The sequence below is a fragment of the Ruegeria sp. AM7 genome (assembly GCF_056535965.1).
Genome location: NZ_JBQFJE010000001.1, coordinates 665243 through 691529, shown reverse-complemented (window position 1 = coordinate 691529; position 26287 = coordinate 665243). Strand labels below are relative to the sequence as shown.

Annotated in this window: 22 protein-coding genes; 12 read left to right on the top strand and 10 right to left on the bottom strand. The window is 57.2% G+C overall.

What is annotated here, in order from left to right; all coding sequences use genetic code 11:
* The first annotated feature begins 9 nt into the window (after positions 1-9).
* The 5 genes from nqrM to ACR3EG_RS02950 all read left to right on the top strand — a co-directional run bounded on the left by nqrM (position 10) and on the right by ACR3EG_RS02950 (position 6072).
* Positions 10-252 (top strand): (Na+)-NQR maturation NqrM, encoded by a 243-nt coding sequence (gene nqrM / locus ACR3EG_RS02970; RefSeq protein WP_480482778.1) that lies wholly within the window; start codon positions 10-12, stop codon positions 250-252.
* 65 nt (positions 253-317) lie between these two features.
* Positions 318-1991: a sulfatase-like hydrolase/transferase gene (locus tag ACR3EG_RS02965; RefSeq protein ID WP_480482776.1), complete on the top strand. Its 1674-nt coding sequence runs from the start codon at positions 318-320 to the stop codon at positions 1989-1991.
* A gap of 89 nt (positions 1992-2080) precedes the next feature.
* Entirely contained in the window at positions 2081-3598 is a 1518-nt protein-coding gene (gpmI, locus tag ACR3EG_RS02960) for a 2,3-bisphosphoglycerate-independent phosphoglycerate mutase (RefSeq protein ID WP_480482774.1), read from the top strand.
* Positions 3595-4725, top strand: a complete 1131-nt coding sequence (locus tag ACR3EG_RS02955; RefSeq protein WP_480482772.1) for a murein hydrolase activator EnvC family protein — start codon at positions 3595-3597, stop codon at positions 4723-4725. The genes gpmI and ACR3EG_RS02955 overlap by 4 nt, the downstream gene beginning before the upstream one ends.
* 6 nt (positions 4726-4731) lie before the next feature.
* Positions 4732-6072 carry a S41 family peptidase gene (locus tag ACR3EG_RS02950; protein WP_480482770.1) on the top strand — a complete coding sequence of 447 codons (1341 nt, stop codon included), beginning with the start codon at positions 4732-4734 and terminating at the stop codon, positions 6070-6072.
* A 32-nt stretch (positions 6073-6104) separates the two neighbouring features.
* On the opposite strand, the gene ACR3EG_RS02945 is transcribed toward ACR3EG_RS02950, so the two are convergent.
* The 3 genes from ACR3EG_RS02945 to ACR3EG_RS02935 all read right to left on the bottom strand — a co-directional run bounded on the left by ACR3EG_RS02945 (position 6105) and on the right by ACR3EG_RS02935 (position 8851).
* The gene (locus tag ACR3EG_RS02945; protein ID WP_480482768.1) at positions 6105-7631 is read right to left on the bottom strand and encodes an MFS transporter; all 1527 of its coding nucleotides are present in this window, start codon (positions 7629-7631) and stop codon (positions 6105-6107) included.
* Between the two features lie 88 nt (positions 7632-7719).
* Positions 7720-8079, bottom strand: coding sequence for an Ig-like domain-containing protein (locus ACR3EG_RS02940; protein WP_480482767.1), 360 nt, complete (start codon positions 8077-8079; stop codon positions 7720-7722).
* Positions 8080-8089: 10 nt separating this feature from the next.
* A complete protein-coding gene (locus ACR3EG_RS02935) occupies positions 8090-8851 on the bottom strand; it encodes a DUF6478 family protein (protein WP_480482765.1) in 762 nt (253 codons plus the stop codon).
* Positions 8852-9092: 241 nt separating this feature from the next.
* Between ACR3EG_RS02935 and ACR3EG_RS02930 the strand changes: the two genes are divergently transcribed.
* The 4 genes from ACR3EG_RS02930 to ACR3EG_RS02915 all read left to right on the top strand — a co-directional run bounded on the left by ACR3EG_RS02930 (position 9093) and on the right by ACR3EG_RS02915 (position 15332).
* Positions 9093-12179 (top strand): ABC transporter transmembrane domain-containing protein, encoded by a 3087-nt coding sequence (locus ACR3EG_RS02930; protein ID WP_480482763.1) that lies wholly within the window; start codon positions 9093-9095, stop codon positions 12177-12179.
* A 398-nt stretch (positions 12180-12577) separates the two neighbouring features.
* Positions 12578-13078, top strand: coding sequence for a CPBP family intramembrane glutamic endopeptidase (locus tag ACR3EG_RS02925; RefSeq protein ID WP_480482761.1), 501 nt, complete (start codon positions 12578-12580; stop codon positions 13076-13078).
* Between the two features lie 59 nt (positions 13079-13137).
* Positions 13138-14061: an acetyl-CoA carboxylase, carboxyltransferase subunit beta gene (gene accD, locus ACR3EG_RS02920; RefSeq protein ID WP_170356541.1), complete on the top strand. Its 924-nt coding sequence runs from the start codon at positions 13138-13140 to the stop codon at positions 14059-14061.
* Complete coding sequence (locus ACR3EG_RS02915; RefSeq protein ID WP_480482759.1) at positions 14058-15332, top strand: bifunctional folylpolyglutamate synthase/dihydrofolate synthase; 1275 nt, start codon at positions 14058-14060, stop codon at positions 15330-15332. Before accD ends, ACR3EG_RS02915 begins: the two co-directional genes overlap by 4 nt.
* Positions 15333-15407: 75 nt before the next feature.
* Here the strand turns inward: ACR3EG_RS02915 and zapE are convergent, their stop codons facing one another.
* Positions 15408-16466 (bottom strand): cell division protein ZapE, encoded by a 1059-nt coding sequence (gene zapE / locus ACR3EG_RS02910; protein WP_480482757.1) that lies wholly within the window; start codon positions 16464-16466, stop codon positions 15408-15410.
* A gap of 148 nt (positions 16467-16614) precedes the next feature.
* Here zapE and ACR3EG_RS02905 point away from each other — a divergent pair, with 148 nt between their 5' ends.
* A complete protein-coding gene (locus ACR3EG_RS02905) occupies positions 16615-17850 on the top strand; it encodes an MFS transporter (protein ID WP_480482756.1) in 1236 nt (411 codons plus the stop codon).
* A 1-nt stretch (position 17851) separates the two neighbouring features.
* Here ACR3EG_RS02905 and ACR3EG_RS02900 read toward each other — a convergent pair whose 3' ends face one another.
* From ACR3EG_RS02900 to ACR3EG_RS02880, 5 genes are all read right to left on the bottom strand, one after another.
* On the bottom strand, positions 17852-18472 hold the full coding sequence (locus tag ACR3EG_RS02900; RefSeq protein ID WP_480482754.1) for an HAD family hydrolase: 621 nt from the start codon (positions 18470-18472) through the stop codon (positions 17852-17854).
* 146 nt (positions 18473-18618) lie between these two features.
* Entirely contained in the window at positions 18619-19074 is a 456-nt protein-coding gene (locus tag ACR3EG_RS02895; RefSeq protein WP_480482752.1) for a YaiI/YqxD family protein, read from the bottom strand.
* Positions 19071-20519, bottom strand: a complete 1449-nt coding sequence (gene sthA, locus ACR3EG_RS02890; protein WP_480482750.1) for a Si-specific NAD(P)(+) transhydrogenase — start codon at positions 20517-20519, stop codon at positions 19071-19073. The genes ACR3EG_RS02895 and sthA overlap by 4 nt, the downstream gene beginning before the upstream one ends.
* Before the next feature lie 3 nt (positions 20520-20522).
* Positions 20523-21356, bottom strand: coding sequence for an S-formylglutathione hydrolase (gene fghA, locus ACR3EG_RS02885; RefSeq protein ID WP_480482748.1), 834 nt, complete (start codon positions 21354-21356; stop codon positions 20523-20525).
* A gap of 104 nt (positions 21357-21460) precedes the next feature.
* Entirely contained in the window at positions 21461-22390 is a 930-nt protein-coding gene (locus tag ACR3EG_RS02880) for an AEC family transporter (RefSeq protein ID WP_480482746.1), read from the bottom strand.
* Positions 22391-22567: 177 nt separating this feature from the next.
* On the opposite strand from ACR3EG_RS02880, the gene ACR3EG_RS02875 reads away from it, so the two are divergent.
* Both ACR3EG_RS02875 and ACR3EG_RS02870 read left to right on the top strand, forming a co-directional pair.
* Positions 22568-23185 carry a TetR/AcrR family transcriptional regulator gene (locus ACR3EG_RS02875; RefSeq protein ID WP_480482744.1) on the top strand — a complete coding sequence of 206 codons (618 nt, stop codon included), beginning with the start codon at positions 22568-22570 and terminating at the stop codon, positions 23183-23185.
* 132 nt (positions 23186-23317) lie between these two features.
* The gene (locus ACR3EG_RS02870) at positions 23318-25063 is read left to right on the top strand and encodes a sugar phosphorylase (RefSeq protein ID WP_480482742.1); all 1746 of its coding nucleotides are present in this window, start codon (positions 23318-23320) and stop codon (positions 25061-25063) included.
* On the opposite strand, the gene ACR3EG_RS02865 is transcribed toward ACR3EG_RS02870, so the two are convergent.
* Complete coding sequence (locus ACR3EG_RS02865; RefSeq protein ID WP_480482740.1) at positions 25047-26276, bottom strand: glycosyltransferase family protein; 1230 nt, start codon at positions 26274-26276, stop codon at positions 25047-25049. The two genes, ACR3EG_RS02870 and ACR3EG_RS02865, sit on opposite strands and share 17 nt — an antisense overlap.
* Between the last annotated feature and the right edge of the window lie 11 nt (positions 26277-26287).

Below are 26287 nucleotides of genomic sequence, written 5' to 3'. Positions count from 1 at the left end.
ATACTGATCATGAGCACCTTTATTCTGGCTTTCATACTGCTGGCTCTTGTGATGGTCGGCATGTCGCTGGGCGTGATGCTGATGGGCAAGACCATCAAGGGCAGCTGTGGCGGTCTGAACGCGATCTCGGGTGCGGATAAATGCGTGGTCTGTCAGAAAGATGTCGACCCTGACAGCCCCCTGCGCGATCAGTTGCAGTGCAAGCGCGCCAAGAAGATGCTGGAACAGATGGAACGCGACGCGCAGGCGTAAATTCCGCTTCGCCGCTGACACAGAATTGGTTAGCCTCAGCCCCGGACGATCAAAGGGGCGCATCCGTGGCCAAAGCCAAAAACATCCTATTCATCATGTTCGACCAGCTGCGCTGGGATTACCTGAGCTGTTACGGCCATCCGCATCTGCACACGCCGAATATTGACCGTTTGGCGGCGCGGGGTGTGCGATTTGACAGGGCTTATATCCAATCACCCATTTGCGGCAGCTCACGCATGTCCACCTATACCGGGCGCTATGTGCATTCGCACGGCGCCTCGTGGAACGGCATCCCGCTGAAGGTCGGCGAGATGACGATGGGCGATCATCTGCGCAGGGCCGGAATGGAGTGTTGGCTGGTCGGCAAAACCCATATGCGCGCGGATGCCGAAGGGATGGCGCGGCTGGGTCTGGAACCTGACAGCCTGATCGGTGCCCGTGTGGCCGAGTGCGGTTTTGACGTGTTTGAACGCGATGACGGGATGCTGCCCGAAGGACCGGATGGCTATTATGATCCGGACGGCGCGAAAGAGTACAACAAGTACCTCGCTGCCAAAGGGTATGAGAGTGACAACCCGTGGCATGACTTTGCCAATTCTGGTCTGGACAAGGATGGCAATGTGCTGTCCGGCTGGTTCCTGAAGCATTCGACCGAGGCGGCAAATATCGCCGAGGAAGACAGCGAAACCCCATACCTGACCGGGCGCGGGATCGAGTTCATGGATACTCATGACGGCCCCTGGTGTTGCCATCTGAGCTTCATCAAGCCCCACTGGCCTTATATCGTGCCCGAGCCCTATGCCTCGATGTACGGCCCCGATGACGTACTCCCGGTAAACCGGTCAGAGGCCGAGCGTGACAACGCGCATCCCGTTCTGCGCGCTTTCATGGACACAAAGATTGGCCAGACATTCTCGCGGCAGGATGTGCGCGAGGCGGTGATCCCCGCCTATATGGGTTTGATCAAACAGGCGGATGACCAGATGGGCCGCCTGTTCGATTGGATGGAAAAAACCGGTCGGATGGAGGACACGATGATCGTGCTGACTTCGGATCACGGCGATTTTCTGGGCGATCACTGGATGGGGGAGAAGACATTCTTCCACGACGCTTCGACCAAAGTGCCGCTGATCATCTTTGATCCGTCGCCCGCCGCTGATGCCACACGCGGCACCGTCTGTGACGCGTTGGTCGAATCCATTGATCTTGCACCCACCTTTCTGGATGTGGCCGGTGGCGGTGATGCCGCGCATTTCCTCGAAGGGCATTCGCTGTTGCCGATCTTACATGGCGAACAGGCCGAGACTCCGCGCGAGGTGGTGATCTGTGAATATGACTATTCGGCCTCGCCACTGGCGGAGAAGCTGAATGCCTCGGTCCGCGATGCGGTGATGTTCATGGTCGCCGACAAGAAGTGGAAGCTGATCCATTGCGAGGGCGGCCATCGTCCTTTGCTGTTTGATCTGGAAAACGATCCGCAGGAATTGACCGATCTGGGCGATAGCGCCGACCACGCCAACGTCATTGCGCAGATGTATGCCCATCTGTTTAAGTGGACCCGCAGACAGTCTCAGCGCACCACGCGGTCCGCGGCGCAACTGATCGAGATGCGGACCAAAAGCCGGGGCAGGGGGGTTGTTGTCGGCATCTATGATGAAAACGAGATGCCGTTAGAGTTGACGGTGAAATACCGAGGCCGCAAAGCGCGCCCATATAGGGATATTGTCGGCAAGGATTAAATTCACCGCGTCTGCGCCAAAAGGCGGTTCACCCGGCGCAGGCCAAGGGGTAAAAGGTCAGGCAAGAGCAGCAAACCCGGAGAGTCCGAATGACCGCCCCCAAACCTGTCGTCCTGTGCATTCTTGATGGTTGGGGTCTGTCCGAGGACACCAAGGCCAACGCCCCCTATCTGGCGCAGACCCCGACATTTGACGCAATTATGGCGCAGGGGCCGCATGCGCAGCTGATTACACACGGCCCTGACGTGGGTCTTCCCAGCGGTCAGATGGGCAATTCCGAGGTTGGCCATACCAATATTGGCGCAGGCCGCGTGGTGGCGATGGATTTGGGGCAGATTGATCTGGCAATCGAGGATGGGTCATTTTTTGACAACGCGGCCCTTCAGGATTTCATCGCCAACGTTAAGGCGGCGAATGGAACCGCGCATTTGATGGGTTTGGTCTCGGACGGGGGGGTGCACGGGCACCTAAACCACATCGTCGCGGCGGCCAAGGCGATCACAGATGCGGGTGTGCCCGTGGCGCTTCACGCGGTGACCGATGGCAGAGACGTGGCGCCCAAATCGGCTTTCACATATATCGCCGAGCTGGAAGAGCGTCTGCCCAAAGGCGCACGCATCGTCACCGTCAGCGGGCGCTATTTTGCGATGGACCGCGACAATCGGTGGGAACGTGTCAGCGAAGCCTATGCCACGATGATCAACGGGCAGGGGCGCGGGGCGAGCACGGCGCATGGGGCCATCGACCACGCCTACAATCAGTCGGAAACCGATGAATTCATCGTGCCAACGGTGCTGGACGGGTTCGACAGGGTGAAGGATGGCGACGGTTTCTTCTGCCTGAACTTCCGCGCCGACCGCGCCCGCGAAATCCTGCGCGCCATTGGTGAGCCTGGATTTGCAGATTTTGACACCGGCCCGCGCCCTGACCTGTCTGCGCTGCTGGGGATGGTTGAATATTCCGACGGCCACAACGCCTATATGACCACCGTTTTCCCCAAAAGGGACATCGTGAATACGCTGGGTGAATGGGTGGCAAAACAGGGTTTGCGTCAGTTCCGTCTGGCTGAAACCGAGAAATACCCCCATGTCACCTTCTTCCTCAACGGTGGCAAAGAAACCCCCGAGGTGGGCGAAGACCGCTATATGCCCAAATCGCCAAAAGTGGCGACCTATGATTTGCAACCCGAGATGTCCTCGGCCGAGGTGACGGCGAAATTTATTGAGGCGATTGAGGCCGGGTACGACCTGATCGTCACCAACTATGCCAACCCCGACATGGTAGGCCATACCGGCGATCTTCAGGCAGCTATCAAGGCGTGTGAGGCGGTGGATCAGGGGCTGGCACAGGTGATCGAGGCGCTGAACAAGGCTGGGGGTGCGATGATCGTGACCGCCGACCACGGCAACTGTGAGATGATGGTCGACCCCGAAACCGGCGGACCGCACACGGCGCATACGCTGAATCCGGTGCCCGTGGCCCTGGTTGGTGGTCCCGAGGGCGCGGCTTTGCGCGACGGACGCCTGTCCGATTTGGCCCCCACTTTGCTAGACCTGATGGGGTTGGACCAACCGCCGGAAATGACTGGGCAGAGCCTGCTGTCATGAGGCTACGTGCGGCTCTTGCTTTTGTTATTCTTGGATCACCCGTTTACGCGCAGACAGATCCGGCTACGGCGGCGTTGAATGCAGCCCGGCAACTGGAGCAAGCGTCGATCACCCTAACCGAGGCAGACAGCGCACGTGACAGGGTACGCGCCCTGACAGCAACCATTCAGGCCTATGAGGCTGGATTGACGGCCATGCGCGACGGGCTTCGACAAGCGGCAACACGTGAAGCGCAACTGTCCGCCGAGCTGCGGGCGCGCGAAAAGGACGTCGCACAGCTGCTTGGTATTTTACAAACCATAGAAACAACAAGCCCGCCTGTTTTGATGCTGCACCCGTCCGGCCCGCTCGGGTCGGCGCGCGCCGGGATGATGCTGTCCGAGGTCACACCCGGCCTGAACGCGCGCGCGCAGTCGCTTGCGCGAGACCTGCAAGAAGTACAAACATTACGTTTACTGCAGCAAAATGCATCCGAGACACTGGTCGAGGGGTTGGCTGGCGTACAAACCGCGCGCACCCGTTTAAGCGAAGCCATCGCTGACCGTACCGACTTGCCCCGCCGCTTTGTCGAAGACCCTATCCGGACTGCGATCCTGATCTCGTCCACAGAAACTCTGGACGGGTTCGCCAGCGGGTTGTCTCAGATTTCCGAGGGTGAGATTGCAGCCACAAACGCGGATGTTTCTGATAACAAAGGACAGATACAGCTGCCAACTCAGGGTGTCATTCTGCATCACGCGGACGAAACAGATGCTGCGGGTGTAACACGTCCCGGTATTGTTCTTGCAACGCGGCCTCGAGCAATTGTTACATCACCGACAGCGGCAACGATCCGATATCGCGGACCGCTGCTGGATTTGGGGAATCTGGTGATCCTTGAACCGCAACCCGGGCTTTTGTTCGTGTTTTCGGGCCTGCAGGAGGTTTACGGTGAGACCGGACAGGTTATCCCCGAAGGCTCTCCAGTGGGGTTAATGCCGGGTGAGACGCCAGAAATCGGCGCTATTTTGTCAACAAGCGGTGATGGCACTGGAACTGACCGGTCAGAAACGCTCTATATAGAGGTAAGACAGGATAATAGCCCCGTGGACCCGGAATCTTGGTTTCGGACCGACAAGGATGGATAAACGAGTATGAAGAAATTTGTGATGGCCGGTCTGGCCGGAACCCTGGCAGGCGTATTTGCAACAACTCAGATCGCTGGGCCGTTGTTGGCGCAAGAGGCCGATAGCAAGGCCAGTGTCTACGAACAGCTTGATCTGTTCGGCGACATTTTTGAACGCATTCGCGCACAGTACGTGGAAGAGGTCGACTCGGAAGATTTGATCGAAGCTGCAATTGACGGGATGCTGACATCGTTGGACCCGCATTCCAGTTACCTGTCCCCGAATGACGCGGAACAGATGCGCGTGCAGACCCGAGGCGAATTTGGCGGGTTGGGAATCGAAGTCACCCAAGAAGAAGGGTTTGTGAAAGTCGTCTCGCCTATAGATGGCACTCCGGCGGACGAAGCTGGAATCGAGGCGGGCGATTTCATCACGCATGTCGATGGTGAAAGCATTCTGGGTCTGACGCTAGACAAGGCCGTTGATCTGATGCGTGGCCCGGTTGGGTCCGAGATCGTGATCACCGTGGTGCGCGAAGGCGAGCAGGAACCATTCGACGTCACAATTGTTCGCGATACTATCAAACTGACCGCCGTACGCGCACGGACTGAGGGCACTAGCGTTGTGCTGCGAGTGACCACGTTTAATGATCAGACCTTCCCGAACTTGCAGGCCGGTCTGGACGAACAGATCAAAGAGATCGGTGGAATCGACAAAGTTAACGGGGTCGTACTGGACCTTCGAAATAACCCTGGCGGGTTGCTGACACAAGCCATCAAGGTTTCGGACGCCTTCCTGAACGAAGGCGAAATCGTCTCGACCCGTGGTCGCGATCCGGGCGAGGGCGAACGGTTCAACGCTACCTCAGGCGATCTGGCTGAAGGCAAGCCGATCGTGGTTCTGATCAACGGCGGTTCTGCCTCGGCCTCCGAGATTGTGGCCGGCGCACTGCAGGATCACCGCCGCGCTATCGTTGTCGGCACCAAGAGCTTTGGCAAAGGCTCGGTCCAAACGGTCATGCCGTTGCGTGGGGATGGGGCGATGCGTCTGACCACATCGCGCTATTACACTCCTTCAGGACGTTCGATTCAGGCACTTGGGGTCAGCCCGGATATCATCGTGGAACAGCCACGCCCTGCGCCGGCAACCGAAGAAGAGGAAGACAACCGTCCCTCACGCTCCGAAGCTGACCTGCGTGGCAGCCTGAACAATGACAGCCTCAGCGAAGATGAAATCCGGCAAATCGAGGAAGATCGCGCGAAAGCCGAAGCAACAGCGGAGTTGCGCGAAGAGGATTATCAGTTGGCCTACGCAATAGACATCCTCAAGGGTTTGTCGGCCTTCAACCCGAACGGCCCATCCCAGTAACAAGAAAGGGCCGCTCAAAAGGCGGCCCTTTTTTACTCCTCGATCTTTCGTAATTTTTCTTCGTTCAACCGTAGGGCAAGGATTACTCCGACCGAAACGGAGAGGGCGGCAAAAACAAAGGCCATATTCATTCCAGCATCAAACGCCGAAGCAATCGCGGCTTTAACCTTTTCACCTTCGGCCGAGCTGAGTTTAGCCATGACAGCCTTTGCAGAGTCCGTGGTGAGCGTGCCACCGTTTATGGCCCTCTGATCGGTCTCAGACATCTGAATCCCGTCCGCGCCAAGCTGTCTGGCAAGGCTGGACAAGCTGGTGACGTACATAATGGCCGTGGCAATCGCGACCGAGATCGCCCCGTACACGAGATGGGTCATAAAGCTCAACCCGCCTACAAGTCCGGCGCGTTCTGGCTTGACTGCGCTGACGGCGGCTGTACCCGAAGGACCGACCGTTAATGTTGCACCAAACCCGATCATGGCCATGCCTGGCAATATCTGGAAGTATCCAAGCCCAGTTGGCATCACCACGATGCTGATTGCTCCAAACGTGGCGAACAGATACCCCCATAGCAACAGGCGTTTGGGACCGAAGTCGTTGTACAAAGTACCGGATACAATAGATCCGACTGCCAGCAATATGGTGAGGGGCGCCAATCCCAGCGCCGAGTGAAAGACGGACCAGCCCAGAACCTTTTGCATGTATTGAGGGAAATAGAGTAACCCTACAAAAACCGCCGACACATTGAACATATTCAGGCCCAACGTGATCCGAAACTCGCGATTTTGCATCATTTGAGGCAACAGCAACGGTTCCTTCACGCGCTTTTCGACCTTTGGAAAGGCAACGAACAAAGCAGCGCTGACGAAGAACAGCATCAGAAGCGGCGGCGACACCCATCCCCAATCCGCACCGACGTCCAACCCGTAAAGCAAAAGCAAAACGGCAAAAGACAAAACGGCCATCCCGGCAAAATCCAAATGTTCGCCCTGTTTGTGTTGGGTTTCCCGCTCCATCAGCACCAGCGCGGTGACCATTGAAATGGTTGAGAACACCACGTTAGCCAGGAAAAACAAACGCCAGTCACCAAAACTGACCGCCGCGCCACTGATCAGCGGTCCGATGACGTTCCCGGTCGTGACGCCAGCGAGGATCATCCCCATAATTATCGCGCGATGTTCAGGCTTCGATATTTTGGTCGCACCAAAGGCCAATGTACACGGCCAGACACAGCCCGCACCGATGCCCTGTAACGCCCGAGACACGATCAGAAAATCCAAACTGGGCGCAAAAAAGCACATAAGGGACGCGAACAGAAAAATAATAAGGCCGTTCAGCATCATACGACGATGGCCAAACATATCTCCCATCCGTCCTCCGGCGACCATCGTCATCGCAAAGAACAGAGCATAGATGTTCAAAACCCATTGAGTACTGGTGATATCCGCGTCAAAGCTGTTTTCGATCGCCGGTACCAGGATCAATGCACCGGTAAAATCTATTCCGATGCCAAACCCAGTCACCATCAACGCGATGACTTTGATTATGCTGGTGCGATCCATTTAAACATCCTGAGTCTAAAAAATGGAACCAGTGATGCATGAAATTGGTTTTTAAGATAGAAAAAAGAGGGAACGTATTCGCAGAAGGTTAGCCCGAAGCGCTGTGTGACCTGCGGAACGCTTGCTTCAACATATCTAACTCGGCACGCAACAGCTCAACCTCGACCCGCAGATCATTTTCAACCGGTGAGCCTGCTATGATCGAGAAATCGCCTAGCTTTTCCGAGGTCGCTTCATCGATAACTAAAAATGTGTGCACCCCATCCGATAAAGCTGAATTGGGGACCGGCACAGTTAAACGCCACCCGTCATCCACCTCTGTCAGTTCGGTGCCCACAATTTCCTGATTACGGTATCTGACCTTGACGCAAGGTTCTTCGTCTGCGGTCAAATGAGCTTGCCAAATGCCGTTTTCCAGAAATAGAGGCGTGAGAGAAAGCTGTTTCATTGACGGGGCCTCACAAATCGGCTCGGTGGTGTCGGCAGAAGGTCAAATCGTGCAGCACAACGCTGTTCATAGAAGGACGGTCAAAAATCACGTCCAACCAAACCTTCTGAATCCGCTGTTCATTCAAAGGCAGATGCGCCAGGTCAAAATCGATCGCGTGGGACATATCACATCGCTCTAACCCGCGCAGCACCTGATCTGTGTTCGGTCCGTGCTGTATGTTCAGCCGGGCCATGGCGCTTATCTCGCGTTCCGTCCGCAAACCGAGATCGACTCGGAAAAGATGCTCTTTGGTCAGATTCCGGGTCGCCTCAGGTGGCAGTTCCACTGACACCGATAGGAACGACCCGCTGAACGCAAATACCTCTGTGCTTAGGCCGAATGGAGCGAGGTCTTTATCCTTGGTATTCCTAATTTGTCGCGCGGCTATCTCACACAGGGCGCAGTCATGGAACAATGTCACCTGACCGTCCAACTCTGCTTTGCGCGGGGCCGACGCGACGCCTCGGCGGGGCAGGGGCCGACGCCACAAATCCGGACGCCAGGACCAATCCGTTCCAAGAGGTTTGGGAAACTGCTCGGACCCGACCGACGGCCACCTTAACCTATTGTCGGCTTGAGAAATCAAACTGTCCAGATGAGAGCGCAGTTTGCGGGCTTCATCACGTTGTTTTCTCAACTGCAGCGTTTTTGTAGCCGACGCATCCTGCGCAGCTTGGCGCCAACGGGCAAGAACCCGTTGGTGAATATAGCGATCCAGAAGTTTGCCCATGGTCCCATCGCCTGAAATTGCCTTTCTTTAATCAAAGACCGGGTCAAAGATAAGGCGCAAACGGTGTAGCGGGGATTAAATTTTGATTTTTAGCTAACGGTTTCTAGTGGGCAGGCGGTTTGTTGTCTGATAGGCGGTCCACCGTTCTTGCAATCGGTCGGGCCAATGCGTACCGTCCGGCACCTGATTGCCGTGGATCATCCGAACACTACGTACCACAACCTTGAGGCAGGGCCGGGGCATGGAACCCACTCTTTTTTCATTCATTTGGAAACATTCCAAGAAACAGCAGCTGATTCTGTTAGTGCTCACCGTCTTGTCTTTTCCGTTTCTCTACGCCTCATTGGAGTTGCCGAAACAGATCATCAATGACGCGATTGGCGCGCCGGCAGATACCGTCACAGTGTTAGGAATAACGGTCACACAAGTTCAGTACCTGCTGATCTTGTGTGTGGCATTTCTGGCCACGGTCATCGCCAGCGGGTTGATGAAGATGCGCATCAACACGATGAAGGGCGTGCTGGCCGAGCGGATGCTGCGGCGTCTGAGATTCACCTTGATCCACCGCACCATGCGGTTCCCCAAATCGTACTTTGCCACCACCAGTCAGGGTGAGTTGGTGTCGATGATCACGTCTGAGGCCGAACCGATGGGCGGGCTAATGGGTGACGCCATCGCACAACCAGTGTTCCAATTCGGCCAGATGATGACCATCGTGACCTTTTTGTTCATGCAAAGTGTGTGGTTCGGCCTTGCCAGTATCGCCCTGATCCCATTGCAGGCGTGGCTGATCCCAAAACTGCAGCGCCAGATTAACCTGTTGAACAAGGATCGTATTCAGCAGGTGCGACAGCTGAGCTCGGAGATTGGCGAAAGTGCAGCTGGCATCAGTGATCTGCGCGCGAACGGTGGATGGCGTTATCGCCTGGCGCAGTTCAGTTACCGACTTGGGACTTTGTTCGAGATCCGCTTCAAGATTTACAACAAAAAGTTCTTCATGAAGTTCCTCAACAATCTGATCACTCAGATGACGCCCTTTCTGTTTTATTCGGTCGGCGGTTATCTTGCGATCACCGGAGAGGTCACGGTCGGCGCGCTTGTTGCGGCTCTGGGCGCGTATAAAGATCTGAGTGGCCCTTGGAAGGATCTTCTGACCTACTACAATCAAGTTCAGGACATGTCATTGCGCTGGGAAATCGTGACCGAGCGTTTTGCGCCGGACAACATGATCCCGGAAGAGCTGTTCGTAGGTGAGCCTGAAACGATCCCGCGCCTTACAGGCGACATCGAGTTGCACAATGTGACTGTCCGCGACGATGACGGCAAAACGATCCTCGAAGACATCGACCTGACGATCCCAAGTGGCGCTCGGGTCGCGATCAAATCCTCAAGCGCGGCCGAGCGCAGCGCGTTAGCGCAGGTGCTGACCCGCGAATTGCTGCCGGTTCAGGGTGATGTAAAGATCGCAGGCCATAACCTTGCGAGCCTGCATCAAGCCGTCATTGCCGCCCGTATCGGATACGCTTATTCGCGCCCGTACTTGTTTGACGGGACATTGGGCGACAACCTCTTGATGCCGCTGCGCACCCATCCGCAACAATCAGATGATGAAGAGAATACCCAAACACGGTGGAAGATAGAAGCCGAGCGATCCGGGAACCCAACCGACTCACTTTCCGCAGAATGGATTGATCCAGGCCTTGCGGGGCTGGAAAACGCTGACCAGATTCGCGACTGGTGGTTCGAGCTGGTCGAAGCGATGGGGATCGACGAGTTCATGTTCCGCCGCACTTTGCGTACACAGTTTGATCCAGCGCAACATCCGGCGCTGGCGCGCGACGTTGTAGCGCTTCGCGAGAGCGTCGCGCAGCGGCTTCGCGAAAAGAACCTGGACCGATATGTATACCGGTTCGATCCCGACCGGTTTAACCCGGCTGTGCCGTTGGGCGGCAACCTGCTGTACGCAGCCCCGTCCCGCGATATTTCTCCGGACATTCTGGCCGGTGACGGGCGGTTTCTGGCAATGCTGCGCGCACATGATCTGGATGACGAAGCGATGGCTATAGCCCGGGCCGTTCTGCACACGCTGAACCAGACTTTCGGGCGCGATGGAACAGATCACCCTCTGTTCCTGCGGCTGGGCATGACAAAGGACATGTACTACCGTCTGCTGGACATCGAAGATCGCCGTAAGGCCAAGGGCGACGATGCCATCAACGAACGTGAACGTGCATTGCTGCTAACCGTTCCGTTTTTGTTGACTGCCGAGCAAATTGGCCCCGACTTTCCCGATGAATATAAGGAAAAGATTCTTTCCATCCGCAGCGGTCAGGCCGAAAGGTTGCGCGCCTCAATGAATGGCATGTTCATTCCTGTCGCCCCAGACACCTATATCGACCGCATGACCGTTATGGAAAACGCATTGTTCGGACGGATTTCTCTTACAGCGGGTGCCCACGCCGACGACATCGAAGATGTAGTCGCCGAAGCGATGAACGAAGCGGGTCTGCGCCGCCGCGCAGCGGCCATAATCTATGACCTGCCATCCGGTCTGGGCGGGAACAATCTGCCGACAGTATTCCAGGAACGTGCGGCGTTTTCCCGTGCAGGGATCAAGCGACCCGACGTTCTGATTCTGGACACAGCGTTGGCAAGCCACGATTCGGAAAGCCGTTTGCGTACACGTCTTAAGCTGCGTGAATTGCTGCCCGACTCAATCATGATTTTCATGGAAAACCGGTTTGACCATCCCGAAGCCTATGACCTTTTTGTGGAAATCAAGGACGGTCGGATTGATGGCGTATCTAAAGCTCGCGTTGAAGACGAGCCAGATGCCACGGCCGATTTGAGCCGCAAGCTCAAGATCATTTCCTCGACCGAGCTGTTTTCGGGCGTCGATGGCCGCAACCAAAGACTGCTGGCTTTTTCTGCACAATGGTATGATGCAACCGCCGGTCAGGTGATCTTTTCACGCGGACAGGCTCCAGATGCCGCCTATTTGTGTATTTCTGGTCAAGCGAGGCTGGAATGGCCCGAAGAAGGCGGAGAAGCGCGGCCGATCTCAGATGTCGAACCTGGTCGACTGATTGGGGATCTGTCCGTCATCACAGGCGATCCGCGCCAATTGGACCTCGTGGCTGTTAGCGATTGTTCTTTTTTACGGATAGGAGCCGAGGAGCTACGCGCTGTTGTTGATAGCGACGCAAAAGTCGCAACGCAGCTGTTGCAAACAGTGGCCGGATACCTGACATCACTCGCCGTCCGTGTAAACGAAAAGGACTCGACCATTTTCTTTGAAGGCACCGACGCTGCAGGCCCGGAAACTTGAACATGGGCAAGCGAACACGTCCGACTTATTCGGCCCATGAAGTGTTGGTGGCCCAGGCCAGATCAAACCCTGAATTGTGGAGGCTTTTTGCGGGTCTAGGGTTGATCGTGGCGGTCGTTATCGCATTGAACCTTGTGATTTTCGCTTTCGCGGCTTGGGCGGGATCCTCCGCTTGGGCCGCTGGGCTTTTGACCGGATCGACACCATTCGCGCTGCTTGTGTTGCTGGCCAGCTTTGCATTCGTGACTGTCGGAGTAAGATTGGCCGTACGGCAAGTACACCACAGAAACTTGCGATCGGTCTTGGGCCCGTTTCCGGAAACCCTTGTCCAATTCTGGCGCGTTTTCAGGACATTGCTCTTGCTTGGAGCGGTCGTTGCCGTTTTGCCACCTTACGACATGGGCACCGAGTTGATCTCCAATACACCACTTGCGACATGGCTGATGTTTTTACCTTTGTCGCTTGCAGCTGTCCTGATTCAAACAAGCGCCGAAGAGATCCTGTTCCGCGGCTATATACAACAGTCTTTGGCGGCGCGATTCCGGTCGCCACTTATTTGGATCGGTGTGCCGTCCATTTTGTTTGCAGCTGGTCACTACGCACCCGGAACCGCTGGTTCCAATGCTGGTCTTATTACGCTGTGGTCCTGCATGTTTGGCGTTTTGGCTGCGGACCTAACGGCCCGAGCAGGCACATTGGGGCCCGCTATCGCGCTACACTTCTTTAATAACATCATTGCGTTATTGTTTATCTCGCTGCCCGATAGCCTCAGCAGTCTTGCGCTTTACGTGCTGCCATACGACATGTCGGATACCGATGTTCTGCGGCAGTGGCTACTTGTAGATTTCGCTGTGATGATTGTCGGATGGCTCGCTGCGCGACTTGCACTCAGGCGTTGATTGCATTTCTTTCCGTAGCGTCTTATTTGACGTCAAAGCCGCATCAGCAAGGTTCCGATATGAACTGGATCACAAACTACGTCCGCCCCCGGATCAACTCGATTTTCTCTCGCCGGGAAGTGCCAGAAAATCTCTGGCACAAGTGCGACGAATGCGGAACCATGTTGTTTCACCGCGAATTGGCAGAAAACCAGAATGTCTGCACCCAGTGCGACCATCACATGGCAATCACCCCGCGCGACCGCTTTGCGCATCTCTTTGATGGCGGCATTTTCACCGAAGTCGACGTACCTGCCCCCAAGGATGATCCGCTTCAGTTCCGCGATCAGAAAAAATACCCCGATCGCATGAAGGCAGCGCAGAAAAAGACCGGCGAAAAAGAGGCGATGCTGGTCGCCGCTGGCGAAATTGGCCGCACCCCGATCATTGCCGCTGCTCAGGACTTCTCGTTCATGGGCGGGTCGATGGGCATGTACGTAGGCAATGCCATCATCGCTGCCGCGCAAGAGGCGGTAAAGCTGAAACGCCCGCTGATCCTGTTTTCTGCAGCCGGTGGAGCGCGGATGCAGGAAGGCATCCTGAGCCTGATGCAGATGCCCCGCACCACGGTCGCGGTTGAGATGCTGAAAGAAGCGAACCTGCCTTATATCGTCGTCCTTACCCACCCGACCACCGGGGGGGTGACCGCGTCTTATGCGATGCTGGGCGACGTGCATATTTCCGAGCCCAACGCACTGATCTGTTTCGCCGGCCCCCGCGTGATCGAGCAGACTATTCGTGAAAAACTGCCCGAAGGGTTCCAGCGGGCCGAATACCTTCTGGATCACGGAATGCTGGACCGTGTGACCAAACGGACCGAAATGCGCGACGAACTGATCACCATCACCCGTATGCTGATGAACCAGCCGCCCGCGGTCAAAGGCGATCTGCCTGCACCCACACCCCAAGAGGCCGAAGCGGCCGCACCCTCGGCTGAAAAATGATATCCTCCTCTTCTGACGTCATCCTTGACCGGATGATGGCGCTGCACCCCAAGATCATTGACCTGACCTTGGACCGCGTGTGGCGTCTGCTGGCCGCACTGGAGAATCCGCAGACCAAACTGCCACCGGTGATCCATGTCGCGGGCACCAATGGCAAGGGCTCGACACAGGCCATGATCCGAGCCGGTCTTGAAGGGGCAGGGCTATCGGCTCATGCCTATACCTCACCACATTTGGCTCGTTTTCATGAACGCATCCGTCTTGCCGGACAGTTGATTTCGGAACCCGCTCTGACCGAGGTACTGGACGAATGCTACGCCGCGAATAATGGCGAAAACATCACCTATTTCGAAATCACGACCTGCGCCGCCCTGCTGGCTTTTGCCCGTACGCAGGCGGATTACACCTTGCTTGAGGTCGGATTGGGTGGCCGTCTGGACGCCACCAACGTGATACATGAGCCCGCTGTGACGGTGATCACGCCCGTTTCCATTGACCACGAACAGTTCCTTGGCAACACGCTTGGTAAGATTGCCGCCGAAAAGGCAGGCATCATCAAACCCGGCGTACCCTGTATCGTCGGGCCGCAGCAGGATGAGGCGCTCGAGGTTATCGAATACACTGCCGCTCGTCTGGGCGCACCGCTACTGATCCACGGCCAACACTGGCATGTGCACGAGGAAAACGGACGCCTGATCTATCAGGACGAAACCGGTTTGCGCGATCTGCCGCTGCCGAACTTGTTGGGCGCACACCAGATCCAGAACGCAGGCGCTGCAATCGCGGTCCTACGCCACCTGAACATGGGTGATGACGCCTATGAGGCTGCCATGACACGCGCCGAGTGGCCCGCCCGAATGCAACGCTTGAAAACGGGTCCGCTGGTCGAGGCCGCCCCCCAGGCCGAGCTGTGGCTGGACGGGGGCCACAACGTCGCCGCCGGGGTCGCTCTGGCCGATGTGCTGGCGAAACTGCCGCAACGCCCCACGCATATGATCTGTGGGATGCTCAACACCAAAGACGTCACCGGCTATCTGGCCCCGCTGGCCCAACAGGCCCAAAGCCTGACCGCCGTGTCCATCCCCGGTGAGGCCGCAACACTCAGCGCGGAAGACACCGCATCCGCTGCTGCCAAAGTCAACCTGCCAGCCACCACCGCACACAGCGTCGCTGATGCCCTCAACGCCATCACCACCAAAGACCCGCAGGCCCGCGTCCTGATCTGTGGTTCACTTTATCTGGCCGGTCACATCCTGCGCGAAAACGGATGAACCAAATCCGCGTAGCTTCATCTGGCTAAAAATACCTCGGGGGAGGCGCGCGCAGCGCGACGGGGGCAGAGCCCCCTATTCCCCCCAGTCCCGATCTTGCATCTCCCGCAGGCGTGACGCGGTGCGTTCAAATTCAAACGTTCCCTCGCCTTCGACATATAGCATCTCGGGCTCTGCGGCAGCCGAGCAAATCAACCGGACCTTTGCCTCGTACAGCGCGTCGATCAACGTCACGAACCGCTTGGCCTCGTTGAAATTGTTGCGCGACAGGCGGGGGATATCCTCCAGCACCAACACCTTCAACTCTTCGGCAATGGCCAGATAATCCGCAGGCCCCAGCATCCGCCCGCACAGATCATAAAACGACGCCCGCGCCACGCCGTTGCGGAAGGCCGGTAACTCAACCGCACGTCCTTTGACCTGCAGCACAAGCGGTTCTGCCGTCCCACCCGACAGGTCATTCCACACACTGCGCACGTTCTGCCGCGCCTCTGGGCCAATCGGTGTGAAATAGACCGGAACGCCCTCCAGCCGGTTCTGGCGATAATCAGTAGGAGAGACCAGCTCCCACACCTGCAACTGCTCTTTGAGATGCGCGATGAAGGGCAAGAACAGCTGCCGGTTCAACCCGTCCTTATACAGTTCATCCGGGTGCCGGTTCGACGTGGTGACGACCACAACGCCTCCCGCATGCAGCAGGTCGAACAACCGCCCCACGATCATCGCATCGGTGATATCGGTGATCTGCATCTCATCAAAAGCCAGCAGGCGCACCGATTTGATCACCTCCTGCGCGACCGGGGCCAGCGCATCCTCGACGCCCTCCTGCCGCGCCTTATGCATCCCGGCGTGGATTTCCTGCATGAAGGCGTGAAAATGCACCCGCCGCGCCGGGATATCGTCCAGCGCGTCCACGAACATATCCATCAGCATCGACTTACCGCGCCCGACACCACCCCACAGATACAGCCCCTGCGGCGCGGGCGGGGCCTTGCGGAAAAACCCCCGCTTGACCGGCACGGACAGGGCCGCGCGGATGCGTTCGAAATGGGGCAGCACCGCCTCTTGCGCGTCATCCCGCGTCAATGAGCCATCGGCGACGCGGGCCTCGTACAGCGAAATCAAATCCGTCATAGGCCCGAGCCTTACCCGCCGGGTTGCCACTTGAAAAGCGGGCATTTTCCTGAAGCATCAAATTTCCTTAACTGAAGCGGCAAATCTGCTGATTTGACCAATAGCCATTAACCTCTAGCGTTCTGGTAAAAGCAACTTCGAGGTCTGAATGCCCCACTCTGCGCGTCTTTTTAATCCGATCCTGATCGTGGGCTGCATCATTATCACGGTCAGCTTTGCCGTGCGCGCCTCGTTCGGGGTATTTCAGATCCCCATTGCCGAGGAATTCGGTTGGTTGCGCTCGGATTTCTCGATGGCCATTGCCATCCAGAACCTGGCCTGGGGTATCGGCCAACCGATTTTTGGCGCAATTGCCGAAAAAGTGGGTGATAGACGCGCGATCGTGCTGGGTGCGCTGACCTATGCGGCTGGGATGGTCCTGTCTGCCTGGTCCGTGACCCCTTTTGAACATCAGACCTATGCGTGGCTTGTGGGGTTTGGCATCGCAGGCACCGGCTTTGGCGTGGTTCTGGCCGTTGTGGGACGGGCCTCGTCAGACGAAAACCGTTCGATGTCGCTGGCCATTGTCACCGCGGCGGGCAGTTTCGGGCAGGTGCTGGGCGCACCCGCTGCCGAGTGGATGCTGAGCTTTCTGCCCTGGCAACAGGTGTTCATCGTCTTTGCCGCGGCGATTCTGGCCCTTGTGCTGACCCTGCCTTTCATGCGTGCGCCGCAACCCGCCACACGCGCACAACTTGAAGAGAGCATGGGCCAGATCGTCGGGCGCGCCTTTCGCGATCCGTCTTATGCGCTGATCTTTCTGGGTTTTTTCAGCTGCGGCTATCAGCTGGGCTTTATCACCGCCCATTTCCCCGCCTTCGTGACCGAGATGTGCGGCCCGATTCAGCCCGGAGGCGTCCTGCATTCCATCGGCATCACCACGACATCCGCGCTGGGGGCCATCTCGATCTCACTGATCGGTCTGGCCAATATCGGCGGCACGTTGCTGGCCGGTTGGGCGGGCAACCACTTTCCCAAGAAATACCTGCTGGCGGGGGTATACACCGCGCGCACATTCGCGGCGGCAGCGTTCATCATCTTTCCGATCACACCGATCTCGGTCATCGTCTTTTCGCTGGTGATGGGGTCGCTGTGGCTGGCAACGGTGCCCCTGACTTCGGGGTTGGTCGCGCATCTGTATGGGCTGCGCTATATGGGCACACTTTATGGTATCATCTTCTTCAGCCATCAGCTTGGCAGCTTTCTGGGCGTCTGGCTGGGCGGGCGGATGTATGACGTTTACGGGGATTACACGATGGTCTGGTGGATCGGCGTCGCCATCGGCGCCTTCAGCGCCATCGTTCACCTGCCCATCCGTGAAAACCACAGGGCAGTCGTGGCCTGAACTAGAGCGCCTCTTCGGGGTCAAGTAACCCTTCGCCCACAAGCCGTTCGGCCCAACCCTGCGGCCCATCGAAATGGTGCGTCTGCCAGCCGCGCGCGCGTGCTGTTTCGAGATTTTCCAGTCGGTCATCAGCGAACAGCAGCGATGCAGGTGGCAAACCGCAATCGGCCTCGACCATTTCATAGATCGGCGCATGAGGTTTGACCGCCTTCATCCGTCCCGAGACATACTGCCGGTCAAACTCGTTCAGAAACGGATAAACCGTGGTGGCATAGTCAAAATTCTGCACCCCAAAATTGGTCAGCGCAAAGACCGGCACGCCCTTGGCGCGCAACGCCCGCTGCAGCCGGACCGAGTGCAGAATTTCAGGGGCCGCCAGTTCGATCCATTTGTCATGCCACATGCGGATCTCATCGCGCCATTCGGGGTATTTCTCGGCCCAGTCATAGATCGTGTCGGTAAAATGATGCCCCTGATCGACCAGATCATTCATGCCGTGCAGGTCCACTTCGGCAAACATGGCGCGGCGGCGATCCTCGCCAATGGTTTTGTCGTAATACCGCTCCGGTTGCCACTCGATCAGAACGTTTCCAATGTCGAAAACCACGGCTTCAATCGGCATGCTGCGCCCCTGTCAAATCAATCTGTGATTGCGCCGACTGAACCAATCCCCAGCGCAATTTACAAGGCGAAACCGCAGCGCGGAACGCGCTGCCCGGCCCAACGGGAGGACGCGCATCTTTGATGCGCAGACAACCGGCGGGAGGGTTACGCCCGCAGCGCCGCCCTCAGTTCCCGTTCCAACGCATCCAGAAACCGCGATCGGTCGGCCTTGCCGAACGGTTTGCCACCGCCGCCCGCGCCCAACGGGTTGGCTGCGCGCAGATCGGCCATCAGATCGCGCATCGCAAGTTGTTGGCCTATATTGGCCGCCGTGAACGCCTCACCATTGGGGCGCAGCACCCGCGCACCCGCCTCGACGCATTTGGCCGCCAGGGGAATGTCGGACGTCACCACCACATCGCCTCCGCCACAGCGGTCAGCGATCCATTTATCGGCCTCATCCGCGCCCTCAGAGACGATCACGACCTGCACCAACGGGTTGGCCGAGGGGCGCAACCCGCCATTCGACACCAGCGCCATGGGTACTTTGTGGCGGGTGGCGACCCGCTCTGCCTCTGCTTTCACCGGGCAGGCGTCGCCGTCGATATAGAGCGTCGTCACGCCTTCTTCGCCTGTTTCTCAGCGGGCTTTTTCTTGACCTTGAATTCCTCGGGGATCGGCATCCGGTTGAACGCATCCAATCCGGCGATCTTATAGGCCTCGGCCAGCGTCGGGTAGTTGAACGTGTTCTGGACAAAGTAATCCACGGTGCCCTTCAGGTTCAGCACGGCCTGCGCAATGTGGATCAGCTCGGTCGCGCCTTCGCCGACGATCTGCACCCCCAGAACTCGGCGGGTTTTGAGCGAGAACAACATCTTCAGCATCCCATGTTCCAACCCCATGATATGCCCGCGCGAGGTTTCGCGGAACCGCGCCACGCCGACCTCATAGGGGATGCCGCGCTCCTGCAGCTCTTCCTCGGACATGCCGCAAGTGGAAATCTCGGGCACCGAATAGATGCCATAAGGGTACCAGGGGCTTTCCGGCAGGGTCGGGGTCTCCAACGCGTGGCACGCGGCGACGCGACCTTGTTGCAAAGACGTTGACGCCAGGGAGGGGTGCCCAATCACGTCGCCCGTGGCATAGATATGCGGCACGGCGGTTTGATAGGTCTTGCGATCTACGTTGATCCGGTTGCGGTGGTCGGTCTCCAGCCCCACAGCCGACAGGTTCAGGGCCGAGGTCGCGCCCATGCGACCGGCGGCGAACAACAGCATCTCTGCCCGCACGTGGCGTCCGTTGTCCAGCGTGACTTCCACATGACCCCCGGCATCCTCAATCTTTTCGACCGCCGAGCCCAGACGTAAATCCACACCGTTTTCGCGGATTTGATGGGTGAAATCATGGATCAACCGGCTGTCGATAAAGTCCAGAAATGTCTCGCGCGGTTCGATCAGCGTGACCCGCACATCCAAGGCCGAGAACATGGTGGCATATTCCACCCCGATCACGCCCGCGCCAATCACGCACAAGGAGCGTGGGATTTCAGCCATCTCAAGGAAATCGTCGCCATCGACCACGGTCTTGCCGTTGAAGGGCACGTAATCGGGCCTATAGGTCTTGGTGCCCGTGGCGATCAGGAATTTGGCGGCAGTCAGGCGAGAGGTCTCGCCCGCATCCGTAGCAACCTCGACCTCGTGTGGACCGGTGAATTTGGCCAGACCGTTCAGCGTTTCCACATGGTTGCGGTTGAACTGATGCTCCAGAACGTCAACTTCGTGGTCCAACGTCATGTGCAACCTCGCCTTGAGGTCTTCGGCCCGGATCTGATCTTTTACCCGATACGAGCGGCCGTAAAAGCTGCGCTCGCGCCAGCCTGACAGGTTCAGCACCGTTTCGCGCAGGGTCTTGGATGGGATGGTGCCAGTATGTACCGACACTCCGCCAAGCCGATCTTTGCGATCGATCACCAGCACCCGGCGTTGCAGCTTGCCTGCCTGAATTGCAGCAGCCCGTCCCGAAGGGCCAGACCCGATGATGATCAGGTCGTAATCGTAATCGCTCATGCGTTAGTCCCCGTAAAGCGCCTCGGCGTGGAAGGTGATGTGATCTTCCATGAAGGTCGACACAAAGAAATAGGAATGGTCATAGCCCGGCTGCAGGCGATAGGTTGCCTGTTGGCGACGCTCTGCAATCGCCTGCGCCAGCGCCTCGGGGCGCAACAGGTCGATGAACTGATCGCTGGCTCCGGTGTCAATCAGGACGGGGCCGTCAAAGCCCTTTTCCTTCATCATAAGCGAGGCGTCATGCTTGGCCCATGCGGCCTTATCCTCACCCAGATAGGCGCTCAGCTGCTTGCGGCCCCAATCGGCACCGGTGGGGTTCGAGATCGGCGCAAAGGCCGAGACCGAGCGATAGCGCCCCGGCAGGTTCATCGCCAGCGTCAGCGCGCCATGGCCGCCCATCGAGTGGCCAGTGATGGCCTGACGATCCATGTCGATGGCAAAGTTCTCGGCCAGCAGGGCGGGCAGCTCCTCGGCCACGTAATCCCACATGTTGAAATGTGGTGCCCAGGGGGTCTGGGTCGCGTTCACGTAAAAGCCCGCACCTTGACCCAGATCGTAGTCCTCGTGATCAGCCACGCCTTCACCACGGGGCGAGGTATCGGGGAACACCACCGCGATGCCCTGTTCCGCCGCCCAGGCCTGCGCGCCCGCTTTGGTCATGGCGTTTTCATGGGTGCAGGTCAGGCCCGAAAGATACCAGAGGACCGGGACGGGGCCGTCCTTGGCCTCGGCCGGCAGAAACAGGCCAAAGGTCATGTCACATTGGCAAGCAGTCGAGGCATGGCGGTAGACGCCCTGAACGCCTCCGAAGCAGGTGTTTTCCGAAACGGTTTCCATCTGGCTTTTGTCCTTACGTTAGGGTTGCGCCATGGCTAACGTTCCCAACACGGCTCGTAAAGTGCGGTGGTTAATACTGCTGGCATTTTTAAAAAAGGTGAAGATCAGGGCGTTCCGACCCAAGCGATCACCAATGGTACAGTCAGGATACTGGCTGCAGTTGACAGCAAGATCGCGGCCGACGCCCGATGTGGCGCAACGTTGTAATGCGCCGCAAGCATATAGACGTTCCCAGCGACCGGCAGCGCGGCCGCCGCAATCGCGACAGCAGCGGGGAAGGGCGCGATGGGAAAGATCCAAAGCAACGCAATGGCCACACATGCCGGATGGATGACAAGTTTGCAGAAACTCAGCCAACCGGCCACATGCACGCGCTCAGCCGACTTGCTGGCCAGCGAGGCTCCGATAGCGAACAGAGCGCCGGGCGTAGCAGCCCCCCCAAGGATCGTGAGAAAATCAATAAGCGGTGCAGGAACAGGCATCTGAAACGCGGACCAAAGCATCCCCGCCGAGATCGAGACGATCATCGGGTTTTTCACCAGACCCAACCCAATCAGTTTGAAAGTGGCCGGGGTGAGCCGTCCGTCTCTGCCCCCATTGATCAGGATCACGATCAATGACGAAAACACCACCAGATCAACCGTCAGAACCAGCATCACGGGGCCAATGGCGGCTTCTGTGAAAAGAAGGGCCAGCATAGGCAAACCGAGGAAACCGACATTGCCGATGGCTGCGCACTGTGCTTCGACCGCTGCGGTCGGCACGTCCAGCCCTCGGAACCAGGCGACAAGCGTTGCCAGCAGATAAACCACTACTGTTCCCGCAAGATACCCGACAACAAGCCTGGGGTTGAATATTTCGGCAAAGGGCAACGTTGCAGCAAAGCGGAACAACATGGCCGACAGTGCAAAATAGAACACGAATTTAGTCAGATAAGCCGTCGCTTCCTCGGTGAAGAACCGGGTACGACCCGCCCAATATCCAAGGCCGATGATCGCAAAGAAAGGAAGCGTGCGCAGAAAAATATCGACCATGCCGGAAGTGTTAGCACAGATTGATTACGCGGCAAGCTCCATCGCAAGGTCCGATATTCGACAGCCTGACTGGCGAAATTACAATATTTGATTGCGCGTTCAGAATTGCTTTGGTGAGAATCGTTGTATCTGAACTGACCGGTTTATAAACTCCTATATATACTGTTGGGAGAGAGCATGTCTGAAACCGCAGCCATTCTGCGCACAGGTCGCAAATTCGATCAGGTTCTGAAGGGCGCGCGAGAAGTCTTCATGGCCGATGGTTTCGAAGGTGCAAGCGTGGATGACATCGCCCGTGTTGCCGGCGTCTCGAAGGCAACACTTTATAGTTACTTCCCCGACAAACGCCTTTTGTTCATGGAAGTTGCCCAAACCGAATGCACACGTATGGCCGAGCATGTGGTGTCCCTGGTCGACGACTCACTACCAGCGCGCGAGGTCATGATGATCGCGGCCAAACAACTGACGGCTTTCTTGGTCTCAGATTTTGCGCAGCAGGTTTTTCGCATTTGCGTGGCCGAACGCGACAGGTTCCCAGAACTGGGCGAGGCATTCTACGAGGCCGGACCAAAACACGGCACGGGCCACATCGCCGAATATCTGCAAAAAGCGGTAAATAAAGGGGAGCTGCTTATTGATGATGTTCAACTTGCTGCTGAACAATTCTCGGAATTGTGCAAGGTGCGGATTTGGACATTGTCGGCCTTTGGTATTCAGACAAGCTTCTCACAAGACGAAATTAATAAAATAGCTTCGCAAGCAGTCGACATGTTCATGGCGCGGTACGGTGCATGACGACCGGGCTCAAACTGAACTGACCAAAATTTAAGCACTCGTTTCAACATCCTGCACAGCGCCGTCCTTAGATTTGACAGGTCGGGCGTTCTGAAGAACCCTTGATCGCAGCAAGCTAAGGGTATTCGACCATTGACCAGTGACTCTAACAGTTTTTCGCGCCGGTTGGGCGAGTTGCTCGACCGGATTTATCCGGATCACGATCAGGTCGCACTCGCCGAGCAGATCACACAGGCATTTTGGCCGTCGCAAACGCACAGACGCAGACAAGGTCGCAAGCCGGGGAACAAGTTATGGTCGGAAAAAGACAGCGTCTTGATCACCTACGGAAACTCGATCGAAGATCAGGTCCACAAGCCCCTTGACCTGCTCCACGACTTTTTGGTGCGACATTTAAGTGGGGTGGTCAACGGTGTGCATATCCTGCCGTTTTTTCCATTCACCTCCGATGACGGTTTTGCAGTCTCAGACTACTACAGCGTCAGTACTCAGCTTGGGGATTGGCCCGATATCACGCGCATCGCCACTGATTTTCATCTGATGTCCGATCTGGTCCTGAACCATGTGTCCAGTCAGGGCAGTTGGTTCACAAACTACCTGCAGGGCAAAGCGCCACACGATCGGTTTTTCTTTGAAGCCTCTCCGGAAGACGACCTGTCACAGGTTGTCAGGCCGCGCACCACGCCCTTGCTGCGGCAAGTCGAGACCAGCACAGGTGAGAAATACGTCTGGTGCACATTTTCCCACGATCAGGTCGACCTGGATTTCTCAAATCCCGCAGTTCTGATCGAAATGTTGCGGATCATTCGACTGCACATCGACAAAGGCGTTCGTATTCTGCGCCTTGATGCGGTTGCTTTTGTTTGGAAGGAAATTGGGACGAACTGTATTCACCTGCCGCAAACCCATGCCATCGTGCAGCTGCTGCGGCTGCTGTGCGACTATGCGACCGAAACGCTGGTTCTGTTGACGGAAACCAATGTACCCCGGACCGAGAACCTTAGTTATTTTGGCAACCGGAACGAGGCGCACGCGGTTTACAACTTCCCTCTGCCGCCTTTGATCCTGCACGCGCTGCAATCAGGCACAGCGCAATTTCTGCGCGAATGGCAGGCCGCCATGCCCCCGGCGCAATTGGGTTGCGCGTATCTGAACTTCACCGCCTCTCATGACGGTATCGGGATGCGCCCTGCCGAGGGATTGCTGCCGCCGGACGAAAAAGACCGCATGATCGACACGGTCCGCAGGATCGGAGGTCTGGTCTCGATGCGCGCACTGCCGGACGGGCGGGAAGAACCCTACGAGCTGAACTGTGGTTATTTTGAAGCCCTGACCGAGACATTTCACGGTCCCGATCAGTACCATCTGGCGCGTTTCATCTGCTCGCAGACCATCGTGATGTCGTTAGAGGGGATACCGGCCTTTTACATCCATTCCCTGTTGGCCACGCCCAATGATCACGAGGCGGTCGAACGGCGCGGCATGAACCGGGCGATCAACAGGCATCGCTGGCACTATCCCGATTTGTTGGCACGTCTGGCTGATCCGGGGTCAAATCAGGCGCTGGTGTTGTCGGAGCTGTCCAAACGTCTGCGCCTACGGTCGCAACAACCGGCCTTTCACCCGAACGCTACGCAGTTTACTCTGCGGCTGGATGATCGCGTCTTTGGCATATGGCGGCAGAGTCTGGATCGCAGCCAGTCGATATTTGCGCTGCACAATGTCTCGGCCGAGCAGGTCCATGTCAGCCCCGCCGAGATCAACATGATCGCCGAAGAGGTCTGGACCGACGCATTGACGGGCGAAATCCTTGCCACCAACGGCCCAGATATCGTGCTGGCCCCATACCAATGTAGATGGATCACGAACGCGGGCTGAATTCGTCCAGATCGTCGGAAACGGCGGCTTTCAAACGAAGCAGAAACTCGGGGTCGGCCGAATGCACGCGGTTCCACGTGGGGATGAACGGTGTCTCATGCGGGTTGTCTAGAAATATTTGCCCGGCGCGGATGATGTTTTCGGCGAACAGCTCGATGGATTTCTCTTCCTTGTGACGATCCAGTTCCAGCCCGTTCATCTTGGCATCGGTATAGTAACCCTCGAGCAGATCCAGCGCCGACCGGTAATAGGTCGCCTTGAGAGTGCGGAAGGTGTTCGGCGTGAACACCGTGCCGTCGGCGGCCAATTTGCGAAAGATCGCCTTGCAGATATCCGTGGACATACGCGACAACCCCCGATTTGCGTCCTCGGGTGATAAGTCCTGATGTTTGTGGTCGTAGTTGTCGGCAATCTCGACCTGACAGACGGATTTCGGGGCCAGATTGCGCCACGCCTCGGACAATACGCCGATCTCAAGCCCCCAATCCGACGGAATACGCAGGTCGGGCAGGGTAGGGGTGCGGATGGCGAATTCGCCTGACAGTGGATAACGGAAACTGCGCAGGTAATCGAGGTAATCCCGGTCGCCAATGACCTTTTTCAGCGCAATCAGCAGCGGACTTACCAACAGGCGCGTGACGCGGCCGTTCAGCTTGCCGTTGCCGACGCGGGGGTAGAACCCCTTGGCCATCTGAAAGGGAAAAGTCGGGTTGACCACTGGATAGACCAGCCGGTCCAACATCTCGCGGTTATAGGTGACGATATCACAATCATGGATCGCCATCACCGAACTGTCGGCGCAGGCCAGAAGATAACCGATGCAGGACCAAACATTTTTGCCTTTGCCCCGTTCTTGCGGGGCCAGACCCATTTCACGCAGATGGGATTCCAGCGCGGTCAGGCGGGGGCTGTCATTCCAGATAACCGAATGGTTTTGTGGCAGATCGGCAAAGAAGGTTCGGGCTCGGCGGTATTGATCCTCATCCGCCTGATCCAGTCCGATGATGATCCGGTGGAGGTAAGGCACCTGTGCCAGCTCATTTAGAATTCCGGTCAGCGCAGGGCCTTCCAGTTCGGAGTAAAGGCAAGGCAGAATGAGCGTGATTTTTCGGGTCTCGGCAAAAACCGAGATCTCATGCGTCAGATGCCCGGCCGGTCGGCTGCGCAAATTATGCAGCGTCGTGATGTTTCCGTTCTGATGGAAATCTGCCATATGAAATAGCC

What these genes read in the sequence shown, in the direction of transcription:
- ACR3EG_RS02865 (WP_480482740.1), bottom strand. Translation starts at nt 26,276, where the DNA reads ATGGCAGATTTCCATCAGAACGGAAACATCACGACGCTGCATAATTTG.
- sthA (WP_480482750.1), bottom strand. Translation starts at nt 20,519, where the DNA reads ATGAGCGATTACGATTACGACCTGATCATCATCGGGTCTGGCCCTTCG.
- gpmI (WP_480482774.1), top strand. Translation starts at nt 2,081, where the DNA reads ATGACCGCCCCCAAACCTGTCGTCCTGTGCATTCTTGATGGTTGGGGT.
- accD (WP_170356541.1), top strand. Translation starts at nt 13,138, where the DNA reads ATGAACTGGATCACAAACTACGTCCGCCCCCGGATCAACTCGATTTTC.
- ACR3EG_RS02935 (WP_480482765.1), bottom strand. Translation starts at nt 8,851, where the DNA reads ATGGGCAAACTTCTGGATCGCTATATTCACCAACGGGTTCTTGCCCGT.
- ACR3EG_RS02955 (WP_480482772.1), top strand. Translation starts at nt 3,595, where the DNA reads ATGAGGCTACGTGCGGCTCTTGCTTTTGTTATTCTTGGATCACCCGTT.
- nqrM (WP_480482778.1), top strand. Translation starts at nt 10, where the DNA reads ATGAGCACCTTTATTCTGGCTTTCATACTGCTGGCTCTTGTGATGGTC.
- zapE (WP_480482757.1), bottom strand. Translation starts at nt 16,466, where the DNA reads ATGACGGATTTGATTTCGCTGTACGAGGCCCGCGTCGCCGATGGCTCA.
- ACR3EG_RS02875 (WP_480482744.1), top strand. Translation starts at nt 22,568, where the DNA reads ATGTCTGAAACCGCAGCCATTCTGCGCACAGGTCGCAAATTCGATCAG.
- ACR3EG_RS02925 (WP_480482761.1), top strand. Translation starts at nt 12,578, where the DNA reads ATGGGCACCGAGTTGATCTCCAATACACCACTTGCGACATGGCTGATG.
- ACR3EG_RS02950 (WP_480482770.1), top strand. Translation starts at nt 4,732, where the DNA reads ATGAAGAAATTTGTGATGGCCGGTCTGGCCGGAACCCTGGCAGGCGTA.
- ACR3EG_RS02880 (WP_480482746.1), bottom strand. Translation starts at nt 22,390, where the DNA reads ATGGTCGATATTTTTCTGCGCACGCTTCCTTTCTTTGCGATCATCGGC.
- fghA (WP_480482748.1), bottom strand. Translation starts at nt 21,356, where the DNA reads ATGGAAACCGTTTCGGAAAACACCTGCTTCGGAGGCGTTCAGGGCGTC.
- ACR3EG_RS02905 (WP_480482756.1), top strand. Translation starts at nt 16,615, where the DNA reads ATGCCCCACTCTGCGCGTCTTTTTAATCCGATCCTGATCGTGGGCTGC.
- ACR3EG_RS02940 (WP_480482767.1), bottom strand. Translation starts at nt 8,079, where the DNA reads ATGAAACAGCTTTCTCTCACGCCTCTATTTCTGGAAAACGGCATTTGG.
- ACR3EG_RS02945 (WP_480482768.1), bottom strand. Translation starts at nt 7,631, where the DNA reads ATGGATCGCACCAGCATAATCAAAGTCATCGCGTTGATGGTGACTGGG.
- ACR3EG_RS02900 (WP_480482754.1), bottom strand. Translation starts at nt 18,472, where the DNA reads ATGCCGATTGAAGCCGTGGTTTTCGACATTGGAAACGTTCTGATCGAG.
- ACR3EG_RS02930 (WP_480482763.1), top strand. Translation starts at nt 9,093, where the DNA reads ATGGAACCCACTCTTTTTTCATTCATTTGGAAACATTCCAAGAAACAG.
- ACR3EG_RS02915 (WP_480482759.1), top strand. Translation starts at nt 14,058, where the DNA reads ATGATATCCTCCTCTTCTGACGTCATCCTTGACCGGATGATGGCGCTG.